The sequence below is a fragment of the Microcystis sp. LE19-41.2A genome (assembly GCF_027530405.1).
GTDB classification, from domain to species: domain Bacteria; phylum Cyanobacteriota; class Cyanobacteriia; order Cyanobacteriales; family Microcystaceae; genus Microcystis; species Microcystis aeruginosa.
The window spans coordinates 1-17,299 of sequence record NZ_JAPZQJ010000091.1 but is presented as its reverse complement, the minus strand read 5'-3'; the positions used below and the strand labels follow the sequence as shown (position 1 = coordinate 17,299).

17 protein-coding genes and 1 pseudogene are annotated in these 17,299 nt (G+C 40.9%); 12 read left to right on the top strand and 6 right to left on the bottom strand.

The window, feature by feature from the left end; genetic code table 11:
* Positions 1–305 precede the first annotated feature (305 nt).
* Positions 306–3,122, top strand: a complete 2,817-nt coding sequence (gene secA, locus O9290_RS03985) for a preprotein translocase subunit SecA (RefSeq protein ID WP_288055177.1) — start codon at positions 306–308, stop codon at positions 3,120–3,122.
* Positions 3,123–3,192: 70 nt separating this feature from the next.
* Here the strand turns inward: secA and O9290_RS03980 are convergent, their stop codons facing one another.
* The gene (locus O9290_RS03980) at positions 3,193–3,363 is read right to left on the bottom strand and encodes a hypothetical protein (protein WP_043999209.1); all 171 of its coding nucleotides are present in this window, start codon (positions 3,361–3,363) and stop codon (positions 3,193–3,195) included.
* Positions 3,364–3,732: 369 nt separating this feature from the next.
* Between O9290_RS03980 and O9290_RS03975 the strand changes: the two genes are divergently transcribed.
* The 3 genes from O9290_RS03975 to ispF all read left to right on the top strand — a co-directional run bounded on the left by O9290_RS03975 (position 3,733) and on the right by ispF (position 6,597).
* The gene (locus O9290_RS03975) at positions 3,733–4,920 is read left to right on the top strand and encodes an AAA family ATPase (RefSeq protein ID WP_012266144.1); all 1,188 of its coding nucleotides are present in this window, start codon (positions 3,733–3,735) and stop codon (positions 4,918–4,920) included.
* Between the two features lie 24 nt (positions 4,921–4,944).
* Positions 4,945–5,556 (top strand): DUF4276 family protein, encoded by a 612-nt coding sequence (locus tag O9290_RS03970; protein ID WP_002799501.1) that lies wholly within the window; start codon positions 4,945–4,947, stop codon positions 5,554–5,556.
* Between the two features lie 561 nt (positions 5,557–6,117).
* Positions 6,118–6,597, top strand: a complete 480-nt coding sequence (gene ispF / locus O9290_RS03965) for a 2-C-methyl-D-erythritol 2,4-cyclodiphosphate synthase (protein WP_002760736.1) — start codon at positions 6,118–6,120, stop codon at positions 6,595–6,597.
* 22 nt (positions 6,598–6,619) lie between these two features.
* Here the strand turns inward: ispF and O9290_RS03960 are convergent, their stop codons facing one another.
* Positions 6,620–6,838, bottom strand: coding sequence for a type II toxin-antitoxin system HicA family toxin (locus tag O9290_RS03960; protein WP_002760734.1), 219 nt, complete (start codon positions 6,836–6,838; stop codon positions 6,620–6,622).
* A gap of 3 nt (positions 6,839–6,841) precedes the next feature.
* The gene (locus O9290_RS03955; RefSeq protein WP_002760732.1) at positions 6,842–7,096 is read right to left on the bottom strand and encodes a type II toxin-antitoxin system HicB family antitoxin; all 255 of its coding nucleotides are present in this window, start codon (positions 7,094–7,096) and stop codon (positions 6,842–6,844) included.
* 305 nt (positions 7,097–7,401) lie between these two features.
* Here O9290_RS03955 and argS point away from each other — a divergent pair, with 305 nt between their 5' ends.
* The 4 genes from argS to O9290_RS03935 all read left to right on the top strand — a co-directional run bounded on the left by argS (position 7,402) and on the right by O9290_RS03935 (position 11,168).
* Entirely contained in the window at positions 7,402–9,159 is a 1,758-nt protein-coding gene (gene argS, locus O9290_RS03950; RefSeq protein WP_002760730.1) for an arginine--tRNA ligase, read from the top strand.
* Positions 9,160–9,730: 571 nt separating this feature from the next.
* Complete coding sequence (locus O9290_RS03945) at positions 9,731–10,123, top strand: Mo-dependent nitrogenase C-terminal domain-containing protein (RefSeq protein WP_002760729.1); 393 nt, start codon at positions 9,731–9,733, stop codon at positions 10,121–10,123.
* A 30-nt stretch (positions 10,124–10,153) separates the two neighbouring features.
* On the top strand, positions 10,154–10,912 hold the full coding sequence (locus tag O9290_RS03940) for a hypothetical protein (protein ID WP_002760726.1): 759 nt from the start codon (positions 10,154–10,156) through the stop codon (positions 10,910–10,912).
* A gap of 4 nt (positions 10,913–10,916) precedes the next feature.
* Entirely contained in the window at positions 10,917–11,168 is a 252-nt protein-coding gene (locus tag O9290_RS03935; RefSeq protein ID WP_002760725.1) for a hypothetical protein, read from the top strand.
* Positions 11,169–11,210: 42 nt separating this feature from the next.
* Here the strand turns inward: O9290_RS03935 and O9290_RS03930 are convergent, their stop codons facing one another.
* The 3 genes from O9290_RS03930 to O9290_RS03920 form a co-directional block, all read right to left on the bottom strand.
* Positions 11,211–11,618, bottom strand: a complete 408-nt coding sequence (locus tag O9290_RS03930) for a hypothetical protein (protein WP_002760723.1) — start codon at positions 11,616–11,618, stop codon at positions 11,211–11,213.
* Positions 11,618–13,564 carry an AAA family ATPase gene (locus tag O9290_RS03925; RefSeq protein ID WP_288055173.1) on the bottom strand — a complete coding sequence of 649 codons (1,947 nt, stop codon included), beginning with the start codon at positions 13,562–13,564 and terminating at the stop codon, positions 11,618–11,620. Before O9290_RS03925 ends, O9290_RS03930 begins: the two co-directional genes overlap by 1 nt.
* Positions 13,565–13,848: 284 nt before the next feature.
* Complete coding sequence (locus O9290_RS03920; RefSeq protein ID WP_002760719.1) at positions 13,849–14,019, bottom strand: hypothetical protein; 171 nt, start codon at positions 14,017–14,019, stop codon at positions 13,849–13,851.
* 433 nt (positions 14,020–14,452) lie between these two features.
* On the opposite strand from O9290_RS03920, the gene O9290_RS03915 reads away from it, so the two are divergent.
* The 4 genes and pseudogenes from O9290_RS03915 to O9290_RS03900 all read left to right on the top strand — a co-directional run.
* The gene (locus O9290_RS03915; RefSeq protein WP_002760717.1) at positions 14,453–15,154 is read left to right on the top strand and encodes a 16S rRNA (uracil(1498)-N(3))-methyltransferase; all 702 of its coding nucleotides are present in this window, start codon (positions 14,453–14,455) and stop codon (positions 15,152–15,154) included.
* Between the two features lie 441 nt (positions 15,155–15,595).
* A complete protein-coding gene (locus O9290_RS03910; RefSeq protein ID WP_002760715.1) occupies positions 15,596–16,225 on the top strand; it encodes a DUF6391 domain-containing protein in 630 nt (209 codons plus the stop codon).
* A 78-nt stretch (positions 16,226–16,303) separates the two neighbouring features.
* On the top strand, positions 16,304–16,537 hold the full coding sequence (locus O9290_RS03905; RefSeq protein WP_002760713.1) for a photosystem I reaction center subunit IV: 234 nt from the start codon (positions 16,304–16,306) through the stop codon (positions 16,535–16,537).
* Positions 16,538–16,951: 414 nt separating this feature from the next.
* Positions 16,952–17,299, top strand: a pseudogene (locus O9290_RS03900) (transposase family protein); the annotation flags it as partial.

Sequence of the window (17,299 nt, the reverse complement as noted above, 5' to 3'; positions counted from 1 at the left end):
CAATTAGTGTTTAATGAACGAATAGTGCCGATAGTTGGGCTTAAGTGGGGAACAAGAGTCGCTCGATTTAGCAGTGGAATTAGCCCTACAATCGGCGTAGGGCTAATTCATGAATTAGCCCTACAATCGGCGTTGTCAAATTGAAAGATGCTCCGAATCAGTTGGGAGCATTGCATCTTTCCTCTTCTGAATCTGACAACGCCGTCCCTGTTCACCGATAAATGATTCTCCACTCCCAACGAGAGTGATACAATTGTTAACACCACAGACCAAGAGCCAATCGAAGCGAGAGAATAAAAACTGCTATGTTAAAAGCCCTACTCGGAGATCCCAACGCCCGCAAAATTAAAAAATTTCAGCCCCTCGTCACCGAAATCAACCTGCTGGAAGAAGACATTAAAAACCTGTCCGATGAGGAATTAAGGAGCAAAACCAGCGAATTTAAGGAAAGATTGGACAAAGCGAGAAATTATGAGCAAAGAGAGGAGATTCTCGAGGAAATACTCCCCGAAGCTTTCGCCATTGTCCGGGAAGCGGGAATCCGAGTCTTAGGGATGCGTCACTTTGACGTGCAGTTATTGGGGGGAATGGTACTGCACAAAGGACAAATCGCCGAGATGAAAACCGGGGAAGGAAAAACCCTAGTTGCCACACTCCCCGCTTATTTGAATGGATTGACCGGAAAAGGGGTTCACGTCGTCACCGTCAACGATTATCTCGCCCGTCGTGACGCGGAATGGATGGGGCAGGTACACCGCTTTTTAGGGTTAAGTGTGGGACTAATTCAAGCCGGCATGAGTCCAGAAGAAAGAAAGAAAAATTATGCCTGTGACATCACCTACACCACTAACAGCGAACTCGGCTTCGATTATCTGCGCGATAACATGGCTACAGTGATGGGGGAAGTTGTCCAAAGACCCTTTAACTACTGCGTTATCGACGAAGTGGACTCCATTCTTATCGATGAAGCGAGAACCCCATTAATTATATCAGGAGCGATCGATCGACCCACAGAAAAATATATTCTCGCCGCCGAAATCGCCAAGCAATTAGTGCGCCAAGAAGTAGAAGACGGACCGGGAGACTACGAAGTTAACGAAAAAGACCGTAACGTTTTAATGACCGATGAAGGCTTTAAAAGAGCGGAAGAACTATTAGAAGTCACCGATTTATACGACCAAGAAAATCCCTGGGCGCACTATATTTCTAACGCTATTCGTGCCAAAGAACTCCAGAAAAAAGACGTTAACTATATCGTCCGCAGTGGTGAAATTGTTATCGTTGATGAGTTCACGGGACGGGTATTACCGGGGCGACGTTGGGGCGATGGTTTGCATCAGGCAGTGGAGGCTAAGGAAGGGGTAGAAATTCAACAGGAAACCCAAACCTTAGCCACGATTACCTATCAAAACTTTTTCCTACTCTATCCGAAATTATCCGGCATGACCGGGACGGCCAAAACCGAAGAAACGGAACTAGAAAAAGTCTATAACCTGCAAGTAACAATTATTCCCACTAACCGCGTTTCTCGTCGGCAAGATTTAGCCGATGTGGTCTATAAAAATGAACAGGCAAAATGGAACGCCGTCGCTGAAGAATGTCAACAAATGCACGAACAGGGTCGCCCGGTTTTAGTCGGTACTACCAGTGTGGAAAAATCGGAAGTGCTTTCGCTTTTATTACAGGAAAGAAAGATTCCCCATAACTTACTTAATGCTCGTCCGGAAAACGTGGAAAGGGAATCGGAAATCGTCGCCCAAGCAGGCCGGGCCGGGGCCGTAACCATTGCCACGAACATGGCGGGACGGGGAACCGATATCATCCTCGGTGGTAACTCCGACTATATGGCCCGATTGAAAATTCGCGAGTATTTAATGCCGAAATTAGTTATGCCCGAGGATGACAATTTGGCCTTTAGTTTACCCAGTTTAGGAGAACGCAATCGCCCGCAAGGATTCGCCCCGGGTAAGAAGAAAAAAAACTGGCGTGCCTCGGCGGAAATTTTTCCCACCGAGTTACCGAAAGAGGTAGAAAATGCCCTGAAAGAAGCGGTTAAATTTGCCGTTGATACCCACGGAACTCAAAGTTTACCCGAATTAGAAGTAGAAGAAAAAATCGCCATCGCGGCCGAAAAAGCTCCCACGGATGACCCGGTTATTCAAAAGTTACGGGAAGTCTATAAATTAATTCGCAAAAGTTATGAAGATTACACGGGTAAAGAACACGATGAAGTAGTAGAAAGGGGCGGACTGCACGTTATCGGGACGGAACGCCACGAATCCCGCCGTATTGACAACCAATTGCGAGGCCGGGCGGGCAGACAGGGCGACCCCGGTTCTACACGCTTCTTTTTAAGCCTAGAAGACAATTTATTGCGGATTTTTGGTGGCGACCGCGTGGCGGGTTTAATGGATGCCTTCCGGGTGGAAGAAGATATGCCCATTGAGTCGGGAATGTTAACTCGTTCCCTGGAAGGCGCGCAAAGAAAAGTGGAAACCTTCTATTATGATGCCCGGAAACAGGTGTTTGAATACGACGAGGTGATGAATAATCAACGACGCGCTATTTATGCCGAACGTCGTCGGGTTTTGGAGGGGATGGACTTAAAAGAACAGGTGCTGCAATACGCCGAAAAAACCATGGATGAAATCGTCATGGCTTATGTGAATCCCGAACTGCCGGCGGAAGAATGGGATTTAGAAAAACTGATTAGTAAATCTCAGGAATTCGTCTATCTCTTGGCAGATATTACCGCTAAAGATGTCGAGGATATGAGTGTCAATGATATCAAGATGTTCCTACACGAAGAAGTTCGTAAAGCCTACGAAATTAAAGAACGTCAAGTGGATAATATTCGCGCCGGTTTAATGCGCGATGCCGAACGTTATTTTATCCTGCAACAAATCGATATGTTATGGCGCGAACACCTGCAAGCTATGGAAGCTTTACGCGAGTCGATTGGTTTACGCGGTTACGGTCAAAAAGACCCCCTAATTGAGTATAAACAGGAAGGCTACGAGATGTTTTTAGAAATGATGATTGATATCCGTCGCAATGTGGTTTATTCCATGTTCCAATTCCAACCGCAAGGACAACCCCAAGCAGTGGCTAGTGAACAGTAAAAACTAAAAGTTGGCTTAAATTGGGGAGAATTGGCTAAGGCTGATTCTCTCATTTTTTTTCCCTGAGAAATCAGTCACCCACAATCCACACTAGGACAAAAATTATCAGTACAATCACTCCATAGGACAGTAACGACCCCAAAAAATTGAGGATTTGTACGGGAAAATGAATCAAAACTTGGTAAGTAAAATCGGCAGCTGCCAGCAAGGCAGCGAAAAACATAATCACAAGTGTTATCATACTTAATATCTTCTCAATCTGATAGAATAAATGGCTATCCTTTGCGGTAATCGACAGTAGATGGTCAGAAGTTAGGAGATTATCCCCAAGAAAAAACTCGGAGTGCGGCAGAATCGGGAGAGCGTTGGGTTTCATGCTTCAACCGTTCGGCAAAAGCTCACGGCCGAAGCCCAACCTACGTTCTTGTTAAATAAGATTTAGTATAACTCGATCGCTGTTAAAATTGCGGTAGAATCAGGAGAGCTAATTTGCTATAACCAGTCCAGAAGAGCGAGATTACTAAAAATTGACCAGTTTTTTGCGGGAACTGGGAAAATTAACAGCTAATCTGGGACAAGACGAGCTAAAAGCAGCAGAGAGCAACAATCAATGTCTAAAAACTCTATACCTCGAATCGAAAATCTGCGCGTGCAAAATTACCGAGCTTTACAGGACTTAGAATTAAAAAGCATTACTCCTTTAACCGTTTTTCTCGGTCCTAATGGGAGCGGAAAATCTACCATATTTGATGTCTTTGCTTTCCTCTCTGAATGTTTTACTGTTGGTTTAAAAAAAGCTTGGGACAGACGGGGAAGATTTAAAGAATTAAGAACCAGAGGACAAGAAGGTTACATCATTATCGAATTAAAATATCGAGAAAAATTGGCATCACCTTTAATTACCTATCATTTGGCTATTAATGAAGCTAACAATCGCCCTTATGTTGCCGAAGAATGGTTACAGTGGAGACAAGGAGCGAAGGGCAAACCTTATCGCTTTTTAGACTTTAAAGAAGGGGGAGGAATAGTGATTAGTGGAGAAAATCCCAAACCAAAAGATGAACGAATTTCTGAACGATTAGACTCCCCGGAATTTTTAGCTGTTAGTACCCTCGGACAATTGGCCAAACATCCCCGGGTTAGTGCTTTGCGTCGTTTTATCACAAGTTGGTATCTTTCCTACTTAACCGCAGATAATACTCGCACTCAACCAGAAGCAGGAGCGCAAGAAAGATTATCGCCAACTGGTGACAATTTACCTAATGTTATTCAATATTTAAAAGAAGATCATCCTCAACGATTAGAATCTATTTTACAAACCCTTTCTCGTCGAATTCCCAGATTAGAAAAAGTAGAAGCATCTATTATGCCGAATGGACAGCTTTTACTTCAAATTAAAGACGCACCTTTTCAAGAGCCAATTCTTGCCAAATTTGCCTCCGATGGCACTTTAAAAATGTTGGCTTATTTAACTATATTATATGATCCAAGCCCTCCGCAATTACTGGGAATAGAAGAACCAGAAAATCATCTTCATCCCCGTTTATTACCTGAATTAGCAGAAGAATGTCGGGCAGCGACCGCAAGTACACAATTAATGGTAACAACTCATTCTCCCTTTTTTGTAGATGGTTTGAAACCAGAGGAGGTTTGGGTACTTTATCGAGATGAAAATGGTTTTACTCAAGCTAAACGTACTTCAGCAATGCAAGGAGTTAAGGAATTTATTCAAAATGGTGCTTTGTTGGGTCAATTATGGATGGAGGACTATTTTGATGTGGGGAATCCTAGCATTTAAGTTTAATAGCAAAGGAGGGAAAAAGTGCATCTTGAATTTTTAGTTGAAGAATTTTCTACCCAAGAATGTTTAAATCAAATTTTACCTAAAATATTATTTGAGAATGTCACCTATAAAATTCATGCCTTTCGAGGTAAATCCGATTTAATCAAAAAACTACCGGAGCGATTAAAAGGCTATCAATGCTGGATACCCGATGATTATCGAATCATTATTCTTGTAGATAGAGACAATGAAGATTGTCAAATGCTCAAAGAAAAGTTAGAAAATATTGCCCAACAAACAGGACTGATCACCAAAACGATTAGTGAAGATAAAAAAACATTTCAGGTGTTAAATAGAATTGCTATAGAAGAACTAGAAGCTTGGTTTTTTGGTGATATTCAGGCTATAGTCTCAGCCTATCCCAAAGTTTCTACTAATGTGGGACAGCAAGCAAAATACAGAAAACCCGATGAAATTACGGGGGGAACTTGGGAAAACTTAGAAAAGATACTTCAAAAAGCTGGGTATCATCGAGGAGGTTTAGAAAAAGTGAAAGCAGCCCGAGAAATTTCTCAATTTATGACTCCTGCTCATAATTGTTCTCCTAGTTTTCAGATTTTTTATCAAGGTTTATTGGCGATGATTAGCTAAGGATATTTAGGAAAGTAAATGATGAAACTGCTAGATCACTGTCAAGGATAAATCGATTTTTAACTGTTGAATAAATTGTTGCATAATTGTTCAAAATTCGGTGTTTAACTATAGCGTTTCCGAAGCTAGTGAGGTACACCTATTTTTCTTCCCTTTTGCATGAGTGCCTAAAACCCATAACTTTTGTACCTCAGCAGACTGAAAAACGCTATAAATCTTATTGAAAAAGAACGTAGGTTGGTTTGAAGCATGAAACCCAACCCTCTCCTGATTCTACCGCAATTTTAACAGCGATCGAGTTATACTAAATCTTATTTAACAAGTATAGAGTGGTAAGTGGGAAGTGGCAAGTGGCAAGTGGGTTTTTAAAGTTGGATTGGCAGTTAATGATACTATCAAAAATCAATTTAGTATAAGCTTTCATTGTATTGGGAAAAACTTCAGCAGAATAGTTCATCCTTCCTAGCTAATTAACTAATAAGGACAAGTTAGGGAAAAGATTTCCCTAACTTGTTCCCTTTTGCGATAAGATAATTAATATAACTTCAAGGAGACTGCTCTATGAATATTCGTATTGGTAACGGCTACGATATCCACCGATTGGTAACAGGAAGACCTTTAATTTTAGGAGGAGTAGAAATTGCCCATACTGTCGGGTTATTGGGTCATAGTGATGCCGATGTCTTAACCCACGCTATTATGGATGCCATGCTGGGGGCGCTTAGTTTAGGCGATATCGGTCATTATTTTCCCCCCACAGACCCGCAATGGCAAGGGGCGAATAGTTTAAAATTATTAGAACAAGTTAATCAATTAATTATCGATAAAGGTTGGCAGATTAATAATATTGATTCGGTAATTGTCGCCGAAAAACCGAAAATGAAATCCCACCTTATTGCGATGCGAGCCAAGTTAGCAGCAACTCTCAAAATTAATCCGGAACAGGTGGGAATTAAAGCCACTACTAACGAACAATTGGGACCGGTAGGACGAGAAGAAGGTATCGCAGTTTATGCCGTGGTTTTATTGGTTAAGGAGTAGGTTAAATACGGTGTTTTCCCTGCTATTCTCCCAGCCATTCTTCCCTGGTAATACCCGCTTGATTGAGAATGCGTTTTAACAGTCCTACCCCTATTTCACCTTGATGAGGATTGGGGATAATTATCGTTAAATTATCGCGACGCATTTGAGGGTGTTTACCCCCAGCGTAGGGACCGTCAAACCCAAGTTCTCGTAATCTTTGAACTAGATTAAGCCATGATATGGCGGTTAATTTAGGCATATCTTAAATTGAAGACATGGGTTGAGGAAGGAGATTAAGATCTATTCCTGCTAACAATGGAATTGGCAAACCTAAACACAGACGCAAAGCAATCCAATCGCTTAAAGCTTCGCGCAATTCTTGCCGGCAATCTTCTAGATTGGCGTGATTTGCCCAAACTCCCTGAAGGGGTGGAATTTCACCCCAATAAGTGCCATCTTCTTCGATGATTTCGTATTGAGCCAATGCCATCGCTTGATCAATATAACTGGCTAACATGGTTGTACTATTGGTAAAGCTTACTTACTATATTAAAGCAAATGTTTCCCAGCAGCCAGCTGCATTGGATTCGCCTTCAGATTATGATCAGGTAAGATGGTCAATAACCTGAGTTGTCTGGAGTGTTAATCTCGTTGGCTCGAAACTATAATGAATACACCACAAAAGATCATCAAAAAAATCTTGAAAGAATACCATCAATCGCCATCTTCAGTAGCTAATTCGACCCATAATCGGGTTACTGCCAAGAAGCTAACCGATTCCTTCCCGATTTTTGTCTAATCCCTAACTGCTAAATTCTCTCTATGACTGCCATTATCCAACAAATAAAAGAGCGTTTTTCCCAATCCCTAGTTAAATCCTTTGGGGAAAACTTCGCTGATACCGATCCTCTAATTGTGGCCGCTAGTAACCCCCGTTTTGGCGATTATCAATGTAATATTTCCCTCTCTTTAGCCAAAGAATTAAAACAAAAACCGCGGGAAGTAGCGACAACTTTACTAAAAAATCTAGAGATAGATGATCTCTGTCAAACCCCCGAAATTGCCGGACCTGGTTTTATCAATCTTACCCTGAAACCCGGTTATCTAGAAACCCAATTAAAAGACCTAATTACTGACAACCGTTTAGGAGTTGCCGCTGCTAACCCCAGTCAAAAAATTATTGTCGATTTTTCCAGTCCCAATATTGCCAAAGAAATGCACGTCGGTCACTTGCGATCGACTATAATCGGTGATTGTATTGCTCGGATTTTGGAATTTCGTCATCATCAAGTAATTCGTCTTAATCACGTCGGGGATTGGGGTACTCAATTCGGGATGTTAATCACCTATCTACAAGAAGCTTATCCTAGCGCTTTAACCCAAGCAGATGCTCTCGATTTAGGGGATTTAGTTAGCTTTTATAAAAAGGCCAAAATTCGTTTTGATGAAGACGAAAACTTTAAAGAAACTGCCCGTCAAGCCGTAGTAAAATTACAGTCGGGTGATCCTCAAAGTCGTCAAGCATGGCAGTTACTTTGTCAACAATCACGACGGGAATTTCAGAAAATCTATGATATTCTCGATATAAAACTGACCGAAAGGGGGGAATCTTTTTATAATCCCTACCTGGAAGCGGTAATCAGAGAATTAGATCAACAGGGATTGCTAACAGAAGACAACGGTGCTTTATGCGTCTTTCTCGATGGTTTTACCAACAAAGAGGGCGATCCTTTACCCCTAATTGTCAAGAAATCCGACGGCGGTTATAATTACGCCACCACCGATTTAGCGGCAATTTGTTATCGAGTGCGTCAAGATAAAGCCGCAAGAATAATTTATGTCACCGATGCTGGACAAGCTAACCATTTTGCCCAAGTATTTCAGGTGGCTAAAAAAGCGGGATTTTTGCCCGATAATGTGGCAGTGGTTCACGTCGCTTTTGGATTAGTTTTAGGGGAAGATGGTAAAAAATTAAAAACTCGTTCCGGGGAGACGGTAAAATTACAAGAATTACTCGATCAAGCGATCGCCTGTTCCCTAGCTGACTTAGAAAAAAGACTGGCAAGCGAGGAAAGAGAAGAAACCGGCGATTTTATCGCTAAGACTGCCGAAACTGTCGGTTTAAGTGCCGTTAAATACGCCGATCTCAGCCAAAATCGCCATAGTAACTACGTTTTCAGTTACGACAAAATGCTCAATCTGCAAGGCAACACCGCCCCCTATATGCTGTACGCTTACGCTAGGGTCCAGAGTATCAGTCGCGAAGGTGGTATTAATTTTCAGGATTTAAGTGCCAATTCACCGCTAATTCTCAAGGATGAAAGCGAATTAATTTTGGCTAAACAATTACTGCAACTGCCGGAAGTAATTAGTGCCGTGGAAGAGGATTTATTACCCAATCGTTTATGTGATTATCTTTATGAACTCAGTAAAAAGTATAATCGTTTCTACGAGAATTGTCCCGTTCTGAAAGCAGCAGAACCGATTAAAACCTCTCGTTTAGTTTTGTGTGATTTAACGGCAAGAACCCTCAAATTAGGCTTATATCTCTTGGGTATCCCCGTTTTGGAAAGAATGTAAATCAGTAATCAGTAATCAGTTATCAGTAATCAGTTATCAGTTATCAGTAATCAGTTATCCGTTATCAGTTCACAGTTTACTATTCACAGCAAAAAACTCCCCAATTTCCAATTCATAATTCATAATTCCCACACCCTACACCCCACACCCTACACCCCACACCCCACACCCCACAGCTTGGATTGCGTATCTTTGACAAAAACTGGGTGATATTTTATACCCAGAAAAAGTGTACTATGCTGACGTGAAAAAACCTGAGTTTTTGCTAACCTAGAAATAGCTCTAATCAGAGCCAATATCTTTGGGCGAAGCTTAGAGATTAATCTAGTTAAACTCACTCGTGACGTTATCTTATTGTCGTCTGTTGCCTATTAGCTTTCAGGTGATAACTCGGAGATCGGGAATTAGTACAAAAGTTCAAATTTCCTCTCCGCAGCCCCAGCGTTACTGTGTAGTCTTAACGAGTAATTTTATCCCAGAGATGTTATCGTTAAAGCGGTCAAATGTCCGAACGTCCCAGAGGATTTTCGGGAAAGATTGTTCGCCCTGTCGTAATCTCAGATAGAACCTTATGAGTCAATCAATAGAAGGTAAGACTATGGCCGATGCTGATGTATCAGATTATACCACAAATAAAATAATTGTCTCTAATTGGATCGCCCCTTGGTCGAAAGGCAATCGGAAAAACCCGTCACCGCAACCAAAATGGGATTTATGGCAACCCCTGCGGCAACGAATTGACCGCCTAGAAATTAATACACCTGCACTGGCTCATCGGATTTGTCGTCTAATTCCGGCTCAATGTCCCTTTGCGCGGAAAATTACCCTATTTAGCCGGACAATTCTAGAGATTCCGCCCCTTTGCAAGCTAAATCCCCTCTACGAAAACCTAATGATGTTAAGATTTCGCGCTCTTTCTTACCTAGCCGATGAATGTGGAGAGGATATCGGTGCTTACTGCTAGAATGGGTGAGTGTCTTTAATCGCCACACCTATGGCCATCATTGCCCTGAAAGCTTGGTATCTGGACAAATACGAACCTATCCGCGAGGTTGTCAAACGTCCCCACGACTTGCGCTTAAGTCGCAATAGTCTCTTAAAATCGGGTTTAAGAGCCGATTTTCTCGATGATAGTCTGACGATACAGGGTTCTGTCTGGTTCCAACGCTATCTAGAAGGGGAAAGGGTGGAATTTTACCTCGAAGGTAGTGGCGGTTACGTCATCTCGAATATTGACCTGATTTCCCAAGAAATTTACTTTACTAAACAGGACCTCAGCGCTTGGTTGGATCCCGTCATTTATTTTAGCTCCCAAAGCCAATTTAAGGACTCTAGCACCGCTTTAAAAACAGTTTTGACCGAAACCGTCGAAAATCTCAATAAACGCTCCCGTTTGCCCTTAACCATGGAAGAAACGCCCCGAACTGAGGGCAATGTCACCAGATTGAGTGATAGTCAATTACGCCAAATTCGCAAAAGTTTATTATTTATTGCCGATGCTACGGCGATTAGCCAAAAGGAAACGGAATTACTGCCCAGTCCCCTAGTGGGTGTAGAATTAGGTTATGCGATCGCTTGTAAACAGGGCGGACAAATTCTGTTAACCTATCAAAATCGAGCGGAATTAAAGGGTAAACTAGCTTTTGACCTGCCAAGCTACCAAAAATTAATTTTCTCGGATCTGAGCGAATTGCGTCTCACTTTCCCGCCTTTAATGGCAACTTTATTACAAAAATTCAATCTGATTAGTTAAAAAAATGAGTAGAAAAGCTGACGAGTACGCTGTACATTTGTTCTTAAGCAGTGGACATCGCGAGGAAGTCCGTTTTTTGACCATCCAAGAATTTCAAAAGTGGTACAGTAATGAATTAGTTCCGAAAGCCGATTCCCAGGATTTTATCAATGTTCCGATCAGAAATATCCAAGGGGAATATATGGTTTTACGTCCGGCTAGTGTCATTGCTATTCGCGTGGAACCCGTCTTTTTTGGCAGTGTGGAAAGAATCTAATTTGTCGTTATCCCTAAAAAAGATGGTTAGATAGGGAGAATTTTAGAGATTATTGATAATTCTCTCAATATCAGCTTGGATTTGATTGCTGACTTTGCCTTGCCAGCGTTCTTTTAATTCCCTTAATCCCACTTCTGCGTATTGACAGATCTTATCTAAAACTTCTTTGCCATCGCTGGGTTGAGGATAGGAATTCTTTTTACAGATAATATAAATTCCTGCGGTTAAAGCTAAAATAACTTCTGGATCGATTTGGCTAATAGTAATTAAATCTTGTCGATTGCTCAGAGTGGTTCCGTAGATACTGAAGTCTTGTTTAATGGCAAAAGCAGCGGCGAATAAATAGGCATCTACCATGCGCTCAAAGGTTTTATTATCTTTTAGTACCTGTAGATAATTTCTGGAAGTTTCCGAGGCATAAATCTTCAAACTGGGATCGATTCTCTGCATTAGTAATTCTCCATCACTTCAATCACGGAAGCATCTTCATCGGCAGCCAAACGGTGTATTTTTAAAATATCGGTAGTGTGGGGACGCAAGAGATTTAAAAGTGGATCGGGAAGATCGCGATCCGTGGCTAAAATAATTACTTGGGAGTTTAAATTAGGAAGAGAGTTAATAATATTTTTTTGATGTTCTTGATCTAAATGACCAAAAGGTGTATCCATAATTAGGGGAACACAAGTATCGGTTATTTGATTTAAACCTGTGATAAAAGCAAAAGCTAAAGCTTCCTTTTCTCCCGCACTTAAGACATCGGGATTTAATAATTTTCCTGTGATGGTACGGATTCCTAAAGTGTATTCGGGAGTGATTTCTACTCCTCTATATTCCTCCGGTTTGTTGGTTACTTGTAAATAGCGATCGCTGGTTACTTGATTAATCATTTTTTGGGAATTATCGATATGCCATTCGATTAATTCGTTAGTGGCATTTTTTAAACCTCTGGCCATTTTAACCTGATTAGATAACATCCATGTGGTCTGATTTTCACTAGCTAAAATTTCCACTTCTTTGCGTAAATTTTCTAATTGCTTTTCTTTGATTTCGATTTCCTTTTGCAAGCGTTCGATCCTTTCTTGGATCATCTCAACATTTTTACCAGATTCGCCAACTTTTCGCCAAATCTCCCTCACCGAGTCTTGATCTATTCCCGTGGTTTCCTGTTTTAGCTGTCTAATATGTTGATTAATTTCTTCGATTTCTTCTTCTAAACGATCTCTTTGCAAAAGTAATTGACTATAATTGCTAAATTTAGCATTATCTCGCATAATTCCCTGTAAATCAATTCTAATTTGGTCTTTTTCTATTCTGGTGGCGTTATCCACTTCTAAGGACTCTAGTTCGGCAATTTGTTGAAGGATAAAGTCCCGAGAATTTTTATCTAAACAACGACCACATAGACAGCTTTCATCGTCAAGTATTGCTTTTAAAATTGCTGTAGAATTAGTTTTATAAGTGCTTTTTAAGCTAGTAACTTGCAAATCATCGACCATTTCCTGTACAAAGTTAATCAGCAAAGGTATCGAAGCTTTTTTTAACCAAGAATCGATAGACTTTTGCAGGTTATCTAACTGAGTTTGTAAACCGATACGCTTTTTCTCTAAGTTATGAATTTCCTCTAATTTTTCTCGTAAACTTTCAATCTGAGCGGCTTTTTCTTGAGCGTCTTGGTAGATAATTATAGCATATTTTTCGCTATCTTTGGCATTTTTAAGCTGACCTTTTTTAAGATCAATGTCTTCTTCTAATTCTCGTAATTCTTGCAGCTTATCTCTAAAGGTTTGACTGGTTCCCTTGGCTTTATTTAAACGGTTTTCTAATTCTTGCAAGGCTTTTTCTGTATCATCACGCAGATTTCTTAATTCCGGGATACCCAAAACTTTTTCAATTGCTTCTTTTGCTTCTTTAGTTTGAGTTATCTGGGTATATTGTTCGATTTTTAAGCCATCAAAACAGAAAAAATCTCGAATAGATTTAGGAAGCAATGCTTCGATATATTCCCTAGAGTTACTTCTCATGGTTCCATCTTCATAAAATAATGCTTCCTCTACGCTAGGATAGGAACTGCTACCATTAAATTTTAATTTCGCTTGGCGACTGATAAAGTAATTTTTCTCGTTTTTAATAAAATTTAATTCTACCCGCATTTCTTTTTCTTCTGCTGATGAAGAATCCCCCTCACCTCGATAAAAATAGGTTTTCAAAGTCTCTTTAGATACAATATCTCCACCATAGAGACACCATAAAATACCTGTCATCAGAGAAGTTTTACCGTGGCCATTATTACCGAAGATAATCTGAATTTTTCTGTCGGGATGCAGGTTAAAAGTAATATTTTGACTAGGATAACATTTCCAATTAGTTAAGCGAATTTGTTTCAGTCTCAAAGTCATAAGAACTCTTGTAAAAATCAAAAATTTTGTGGTTGGTTAGGAGTCAGTAGCCAGTGGTCAGTAATCAGGAAAATTAAGAATGGTTTATTTAGATATTTTATGCAACTTAATATTTATTTTTGTCGTTTTTAAACTAAGTGGGTGGGTGGAATTTAAGATGAACGTAGGTTGGGTTGAAGCATGAAACCCAACGCCCGATTATGTTACGCTACCGCTAACCCATCCTACAAATAATTGTGCCTCCCTACTTACCAAAAATAAATTATGCAAGATATCTATAAAATTTATGATTGTGGGGAGTCGGTATATTTTTCGATAAGTTTGACAATTTTAGGTGATAGCTGCCGATTTTTTAGAGTAATTTTTTCTACTTCTAAAGCCATGGCTTCCTTGAGCAGTTGGGGAGGTATCTCATATTTTTGTGCCAGTTCTTCAATTTTAGCAGTTATGTCCATGAATTTTTTGTGGGTTAGGGAGTGGGGATTGTCAAGTCTTAATTCCTATTGGCCAAGATATACCTTGATGAGGATAAATTTTATAACATATCTGAGTAGGTAAGGCCATAGTAAGTTATAGCCTTTGTCATAAACATGAAGTATAACCTAATTTGGTATTGACGACCGACTACCCAAAAGGAAAACTTCGTACTTCACCATTAAGATAACTGCTATAAGCTAATCTACTCTCAACCTTATACAAAAACACCATAAAAGCTAAAATAGATAAGTAAGTAGTTATAATTAAATTGAAGATAGATTTTGCCTCTGATCCCCCCTGCCCCCCTTGATAAGGGGGGTGCCGATAGGCGGGGGGATCTGACAACTTTTAACACCTACCTACTTAGCTGACAGTGATTCTGAACACAATAGCAATATAGACTAAACCGCCTTGTATTATCGTCTTCTTCTTGATTTTAATACCCTAGAAAACGGGTTAATTGTCTTAACACCCGAACAAAGTCATTATCTTAAAAAAGTTGTTCGTTTAAAATCCCATGACCGTTTTATTGCCCTAAATGGACAAGGACAAGCGTGGTTAGCGGAAATAATTGATAATTCGGCCCATCTTTTAGAAGCGATAAACGAAACTAGCGAACTACCAGTACAAGTGAATTTAATGGTAGCAATTCCCAAAAATGGCTTTGATGATATCGTTCGCGCTGCCACCGAATTAGGAGTTTATCGGATTATCCCGCTGCTGACAGAACGCGGTTTAGTCAATCCTAGTCCTCAAAAAATTGACCGTTGGCGAAAAATTGCCCGGGAAGCTGTAGAACAATCAGAAAGACAGATTATTCCCATTATCGAAGAACCACAGCCATTTTTAGCCATCCTTAAGCGGGGAGCTAACCCACAGACAACTTGTTATATTGGTGTTACCCGTAGAACAGTGGCCCCGCTACTTTCTCAATTACAAACATCAACCGAGATAACCATGGCCATTGGACCGGAAGGGGGATGGACGGAGACAGAAATAGAACAAGCGATCGCTGCTGATTTTGTGCCTGTATCACTGGGAAAACGCATTTTGAGAACAATTACCGCTCCCTTAGTGGCTCTTGCTATCATTAACGCCTATTTAGACAGCTAATTGACTATAGTTTTTATGACCAAGACCAGCAATCGAGATAACTGGAATCATTTCGCTTCTTAACTAGGGTTTGCTGAAAAAGTTTTTTGTGGGGGCAGGGTGTGGGGTGTAGGGTGTAGGGTGTAGGGTTTTACCCGTTTTCAGGTGGTCAATTACCCAATTTTCAGGGAAAAAGTCCCGGAATTTTCCCCCTGCTCACTCCCATGCCCGGCACTTTTGGATTTCAAAAAAGTCTAGAAGTCTTATCCAACAAGGTTTTTAGATTTATTCAGCAAACCTTACCTAAAGCAAGAACTAGCAGCAGTTACCCTGTGGTCAGATTTTCCCTTTTTTGTCGAAACCACCCTGGTCAATTCCCATTGAAGACACCTACTGGGATACCGCCTTGCAACCCAATAGCCCCCTAATCTTCCTCGAAAAAACTCCCCCTAGCGCAACTTTATGACCTCTAGTAGCCCTTCTAACCCCTCTTTTGACTGGTTTAACCCCTCGCCCCAGCAAGACAGCGATTTACTGGCACAAATCGGCTTTATCCCCGGTTTCAAAGAATTTCTCACCCTGCGACAGGTTCACGCCTTGGAACACGCCACCGTCTGGGTATTAAGCGAAATGGCTGCCCGTCGTCAATCGCCTTTTGACCACTCCCCTGCGGATAACGAGGCCCTGGGGGGACTGTCCACCGATAGGGGTTTTTATCTCTACGGACAGATTAATACAAATGAACTGCAAATCGCCGCCAAACAGGCACTCCATCGTCTCAAAAATGGCGAGGGGCAATTGGCATTACATCCGCGTTGTGGCACCAATTTATCGGTAACTTTAGCCTTAACCGCCGGCTTAGTCTTAGGAACTCATCTTCTCTTACCCAGAGGTCCGATTTCTCAGTTATTAGGCTTAGGTTTAGCCACCGCCGCCGCTTTTCAAATCGGGCCAGATGTGGGAATGTCGGCCCAAAAATACCTGACCACAGCCATTCCCTTTAACTTAACAATCGTTAACATTGCACCAAAGGCAGACCTATGGGGACGTTCGGGGCATTTTGTCCAAACAGAGTGGCAAGATTTGCAATAAAACTTAAAGTAAAAACCCTTTCGGCAAACTCGCTCTGATTGTAACCTGTTAACTAAACCCTAAAAAAAAACAACAGCTATGCCTGGAATCGAACGCGGAGCCAAAGTTAGAGTCAAACGGAAAGAGTCTTACTGGTACAACGATGTAGGAACCGTAGCCAGTGTTGATAAAAGTGGTATCCACTATCCCGTTATCGTCCGTTTTGATACTGTTAACTACCACGGTTTTAGTGGTAGCGCCGGTGGACTGAATACCAATAACTTCGCTGAAAGTGAATTGGAACTCGTTAAGGCTGCCCCCGCTAAGAAATAAAGCTGAGTAAAATTCGGCCTATCATCACCGACTGACTGACGGGAATTCTCTCTTGTTGGTCGGTTTTTTTATAGCTATCAGTTATCAGTTATCAGTTATCAGTTAAGTAGCTGGGTGGAATTAAATATAGCGTTTCCCAATCTCATGAGGTACACCAAAATCTTAACTCCTGACTCCTCAAAACCTAAGACTCTGTACCTCACAACTATGGGAATTGCTATATAAAATGAACGGCCTCTTCGGGAATTGTTATGCAAATAATTAACTTAAAATAAAATTCGATGAGAGCAACTACGCTCAAAAGTAGCTGAAACCCATACAGGGAAGGACTTAAGGCACAAATAGGTTAATACCAAAAGATAGACAATCGAGTTAAGATTTGATATAATGGCCAAAAACCCGAGTGTTTTACTTATGATACTTGACAAATTTTTGAACCTACAAGGAACCTGTATTCAAGGCTATCGACACCTAGAAAATATCGGTATAGTTTGACGAATCGAATCGAAAAATCAAAAAGCAATCTGTCCTCGTTGTGGGTTAGAGAGCGATAAACTACACCAAAATCATCGACATTTAGTCAAAGATTTACCAATCTCAGGTCAACCAGTGTACCTACAAGTTAATCGTCGTCAATTTAAGGGCGATAATTGTCAGAAACCCTTTAGCGAAGAGTTAGATTTTGTCGCCAAGAAACGAACCTATACGAAAAGACTAGCCGAGAATATACTCGAACAATTAAAAGAAGGAGATATTTTAAAT

Excerpts from the sequence above, each read along its gene's own strand:
- secA (WP_288055177.1), top strand. The coding sequence starts at position 306 with ATGTTAAAAGCCCTACTCGGAGATCCCAACGCCCGCAAAATTAAAAAA.
- O9290_RS03980 (WP_043999209.1), bottom strand. The coding sequence starts at position 3,363 with ATGATAACACTTGTGATTATGTTTTTCGCTGCCTTGCTGGCAGCTGCC.
- O9290_RS03975 (WP_012266144.1), top strand. The coding sequence starts at position 3,733 with ATGTCTAAAAACTCTATACCTCGAATCGAAAATCTGCGCGTGCAAAAT.
- ispF (WP_002760736.1), top strand. The coding sequence starts at position 6,118 with ATGAATATTCGTATTGGTAACGGCTACGATATCCACCGATTGGTAACA.
- O9290_RS03960 (WP_002760734.1), bottom strand. The coding sequence starts at position 6,838 with ATGCCTAAATTAACCGCCATATCATGGCTTAATCTAGTTCAAAGATTA.
- O9290_RS03955 (WP_002760732.1), bottom strand. The coding sequence starts at position 7,096 with ATGTTAGCCAGTTATATTGATCAAGCGATGGCATTGGCTCAATACGAA.
- argS (WP_002760730.1), top strand. The coding sequence starts at position 7,402 with ATGACTGCCATTATCCAACAAATAAAAGAGCGTTTTTCCCAATCCCTA.
- O9290_RS03945 (WP_002760729.1), top strand. The coding sequence starts at position 9,731 with ATGAGTCAATCAATAGAAGGTAAGACTATGGCCGATGCTGATGTATCA.
- O9290_RS03940 (WP_002760726.1), top strand. The coding sequence starts at position 10,154 with ATGGCCATCATTGCCCTGAAAGCTTGGTATCTGGACAAATACGAACCT.
- O9290_RS03935 (WP_002760725.1), top strand. The coding sequence starts at position 10,917 with ATGAGTAGAAAAGCTGACGAGTACGCTGTACATTTGTTCTTAAGCAGT.
- O9290_RS03930 (WP_002760723.1), bottom strand. The coding sequence starts at position 11,618 with ATGCAGAGAATCGATCCCAGTTTGAAGATTTATGCCTCGGAAACTTCC.
- O9290_RS03925 (WP_288055173.1), bottom strand. The coding sequence starts at position 13,564 with ATGACTTTGAGACTGAAACAAATTCGCTTAACTAATTGGAAATGTTAT.
- O9290_RS03920 (WP_002760719.1), bottom strand. The coding sequence starts at position 14,019 with ATGGACATAACTGCTAAAATTGAAGAACTGGCACAAAAATATGAGATA.
- O9290_RS03910 (WP_002760715.1), top strand. The coding sequence starts at position 15,596 with ATGACCTCTAGTAGCCCTTCTAACCCCTCTTTTGACTGGTTTAACCCC.
- O9290_RS03905 (WP_002760713.1), top strand. The coding sequence starts at position 16,304 with ATGCCTGGAATCGAACGCGGAGCCAAAGTTAGAGTCAAACGGAAAGAG.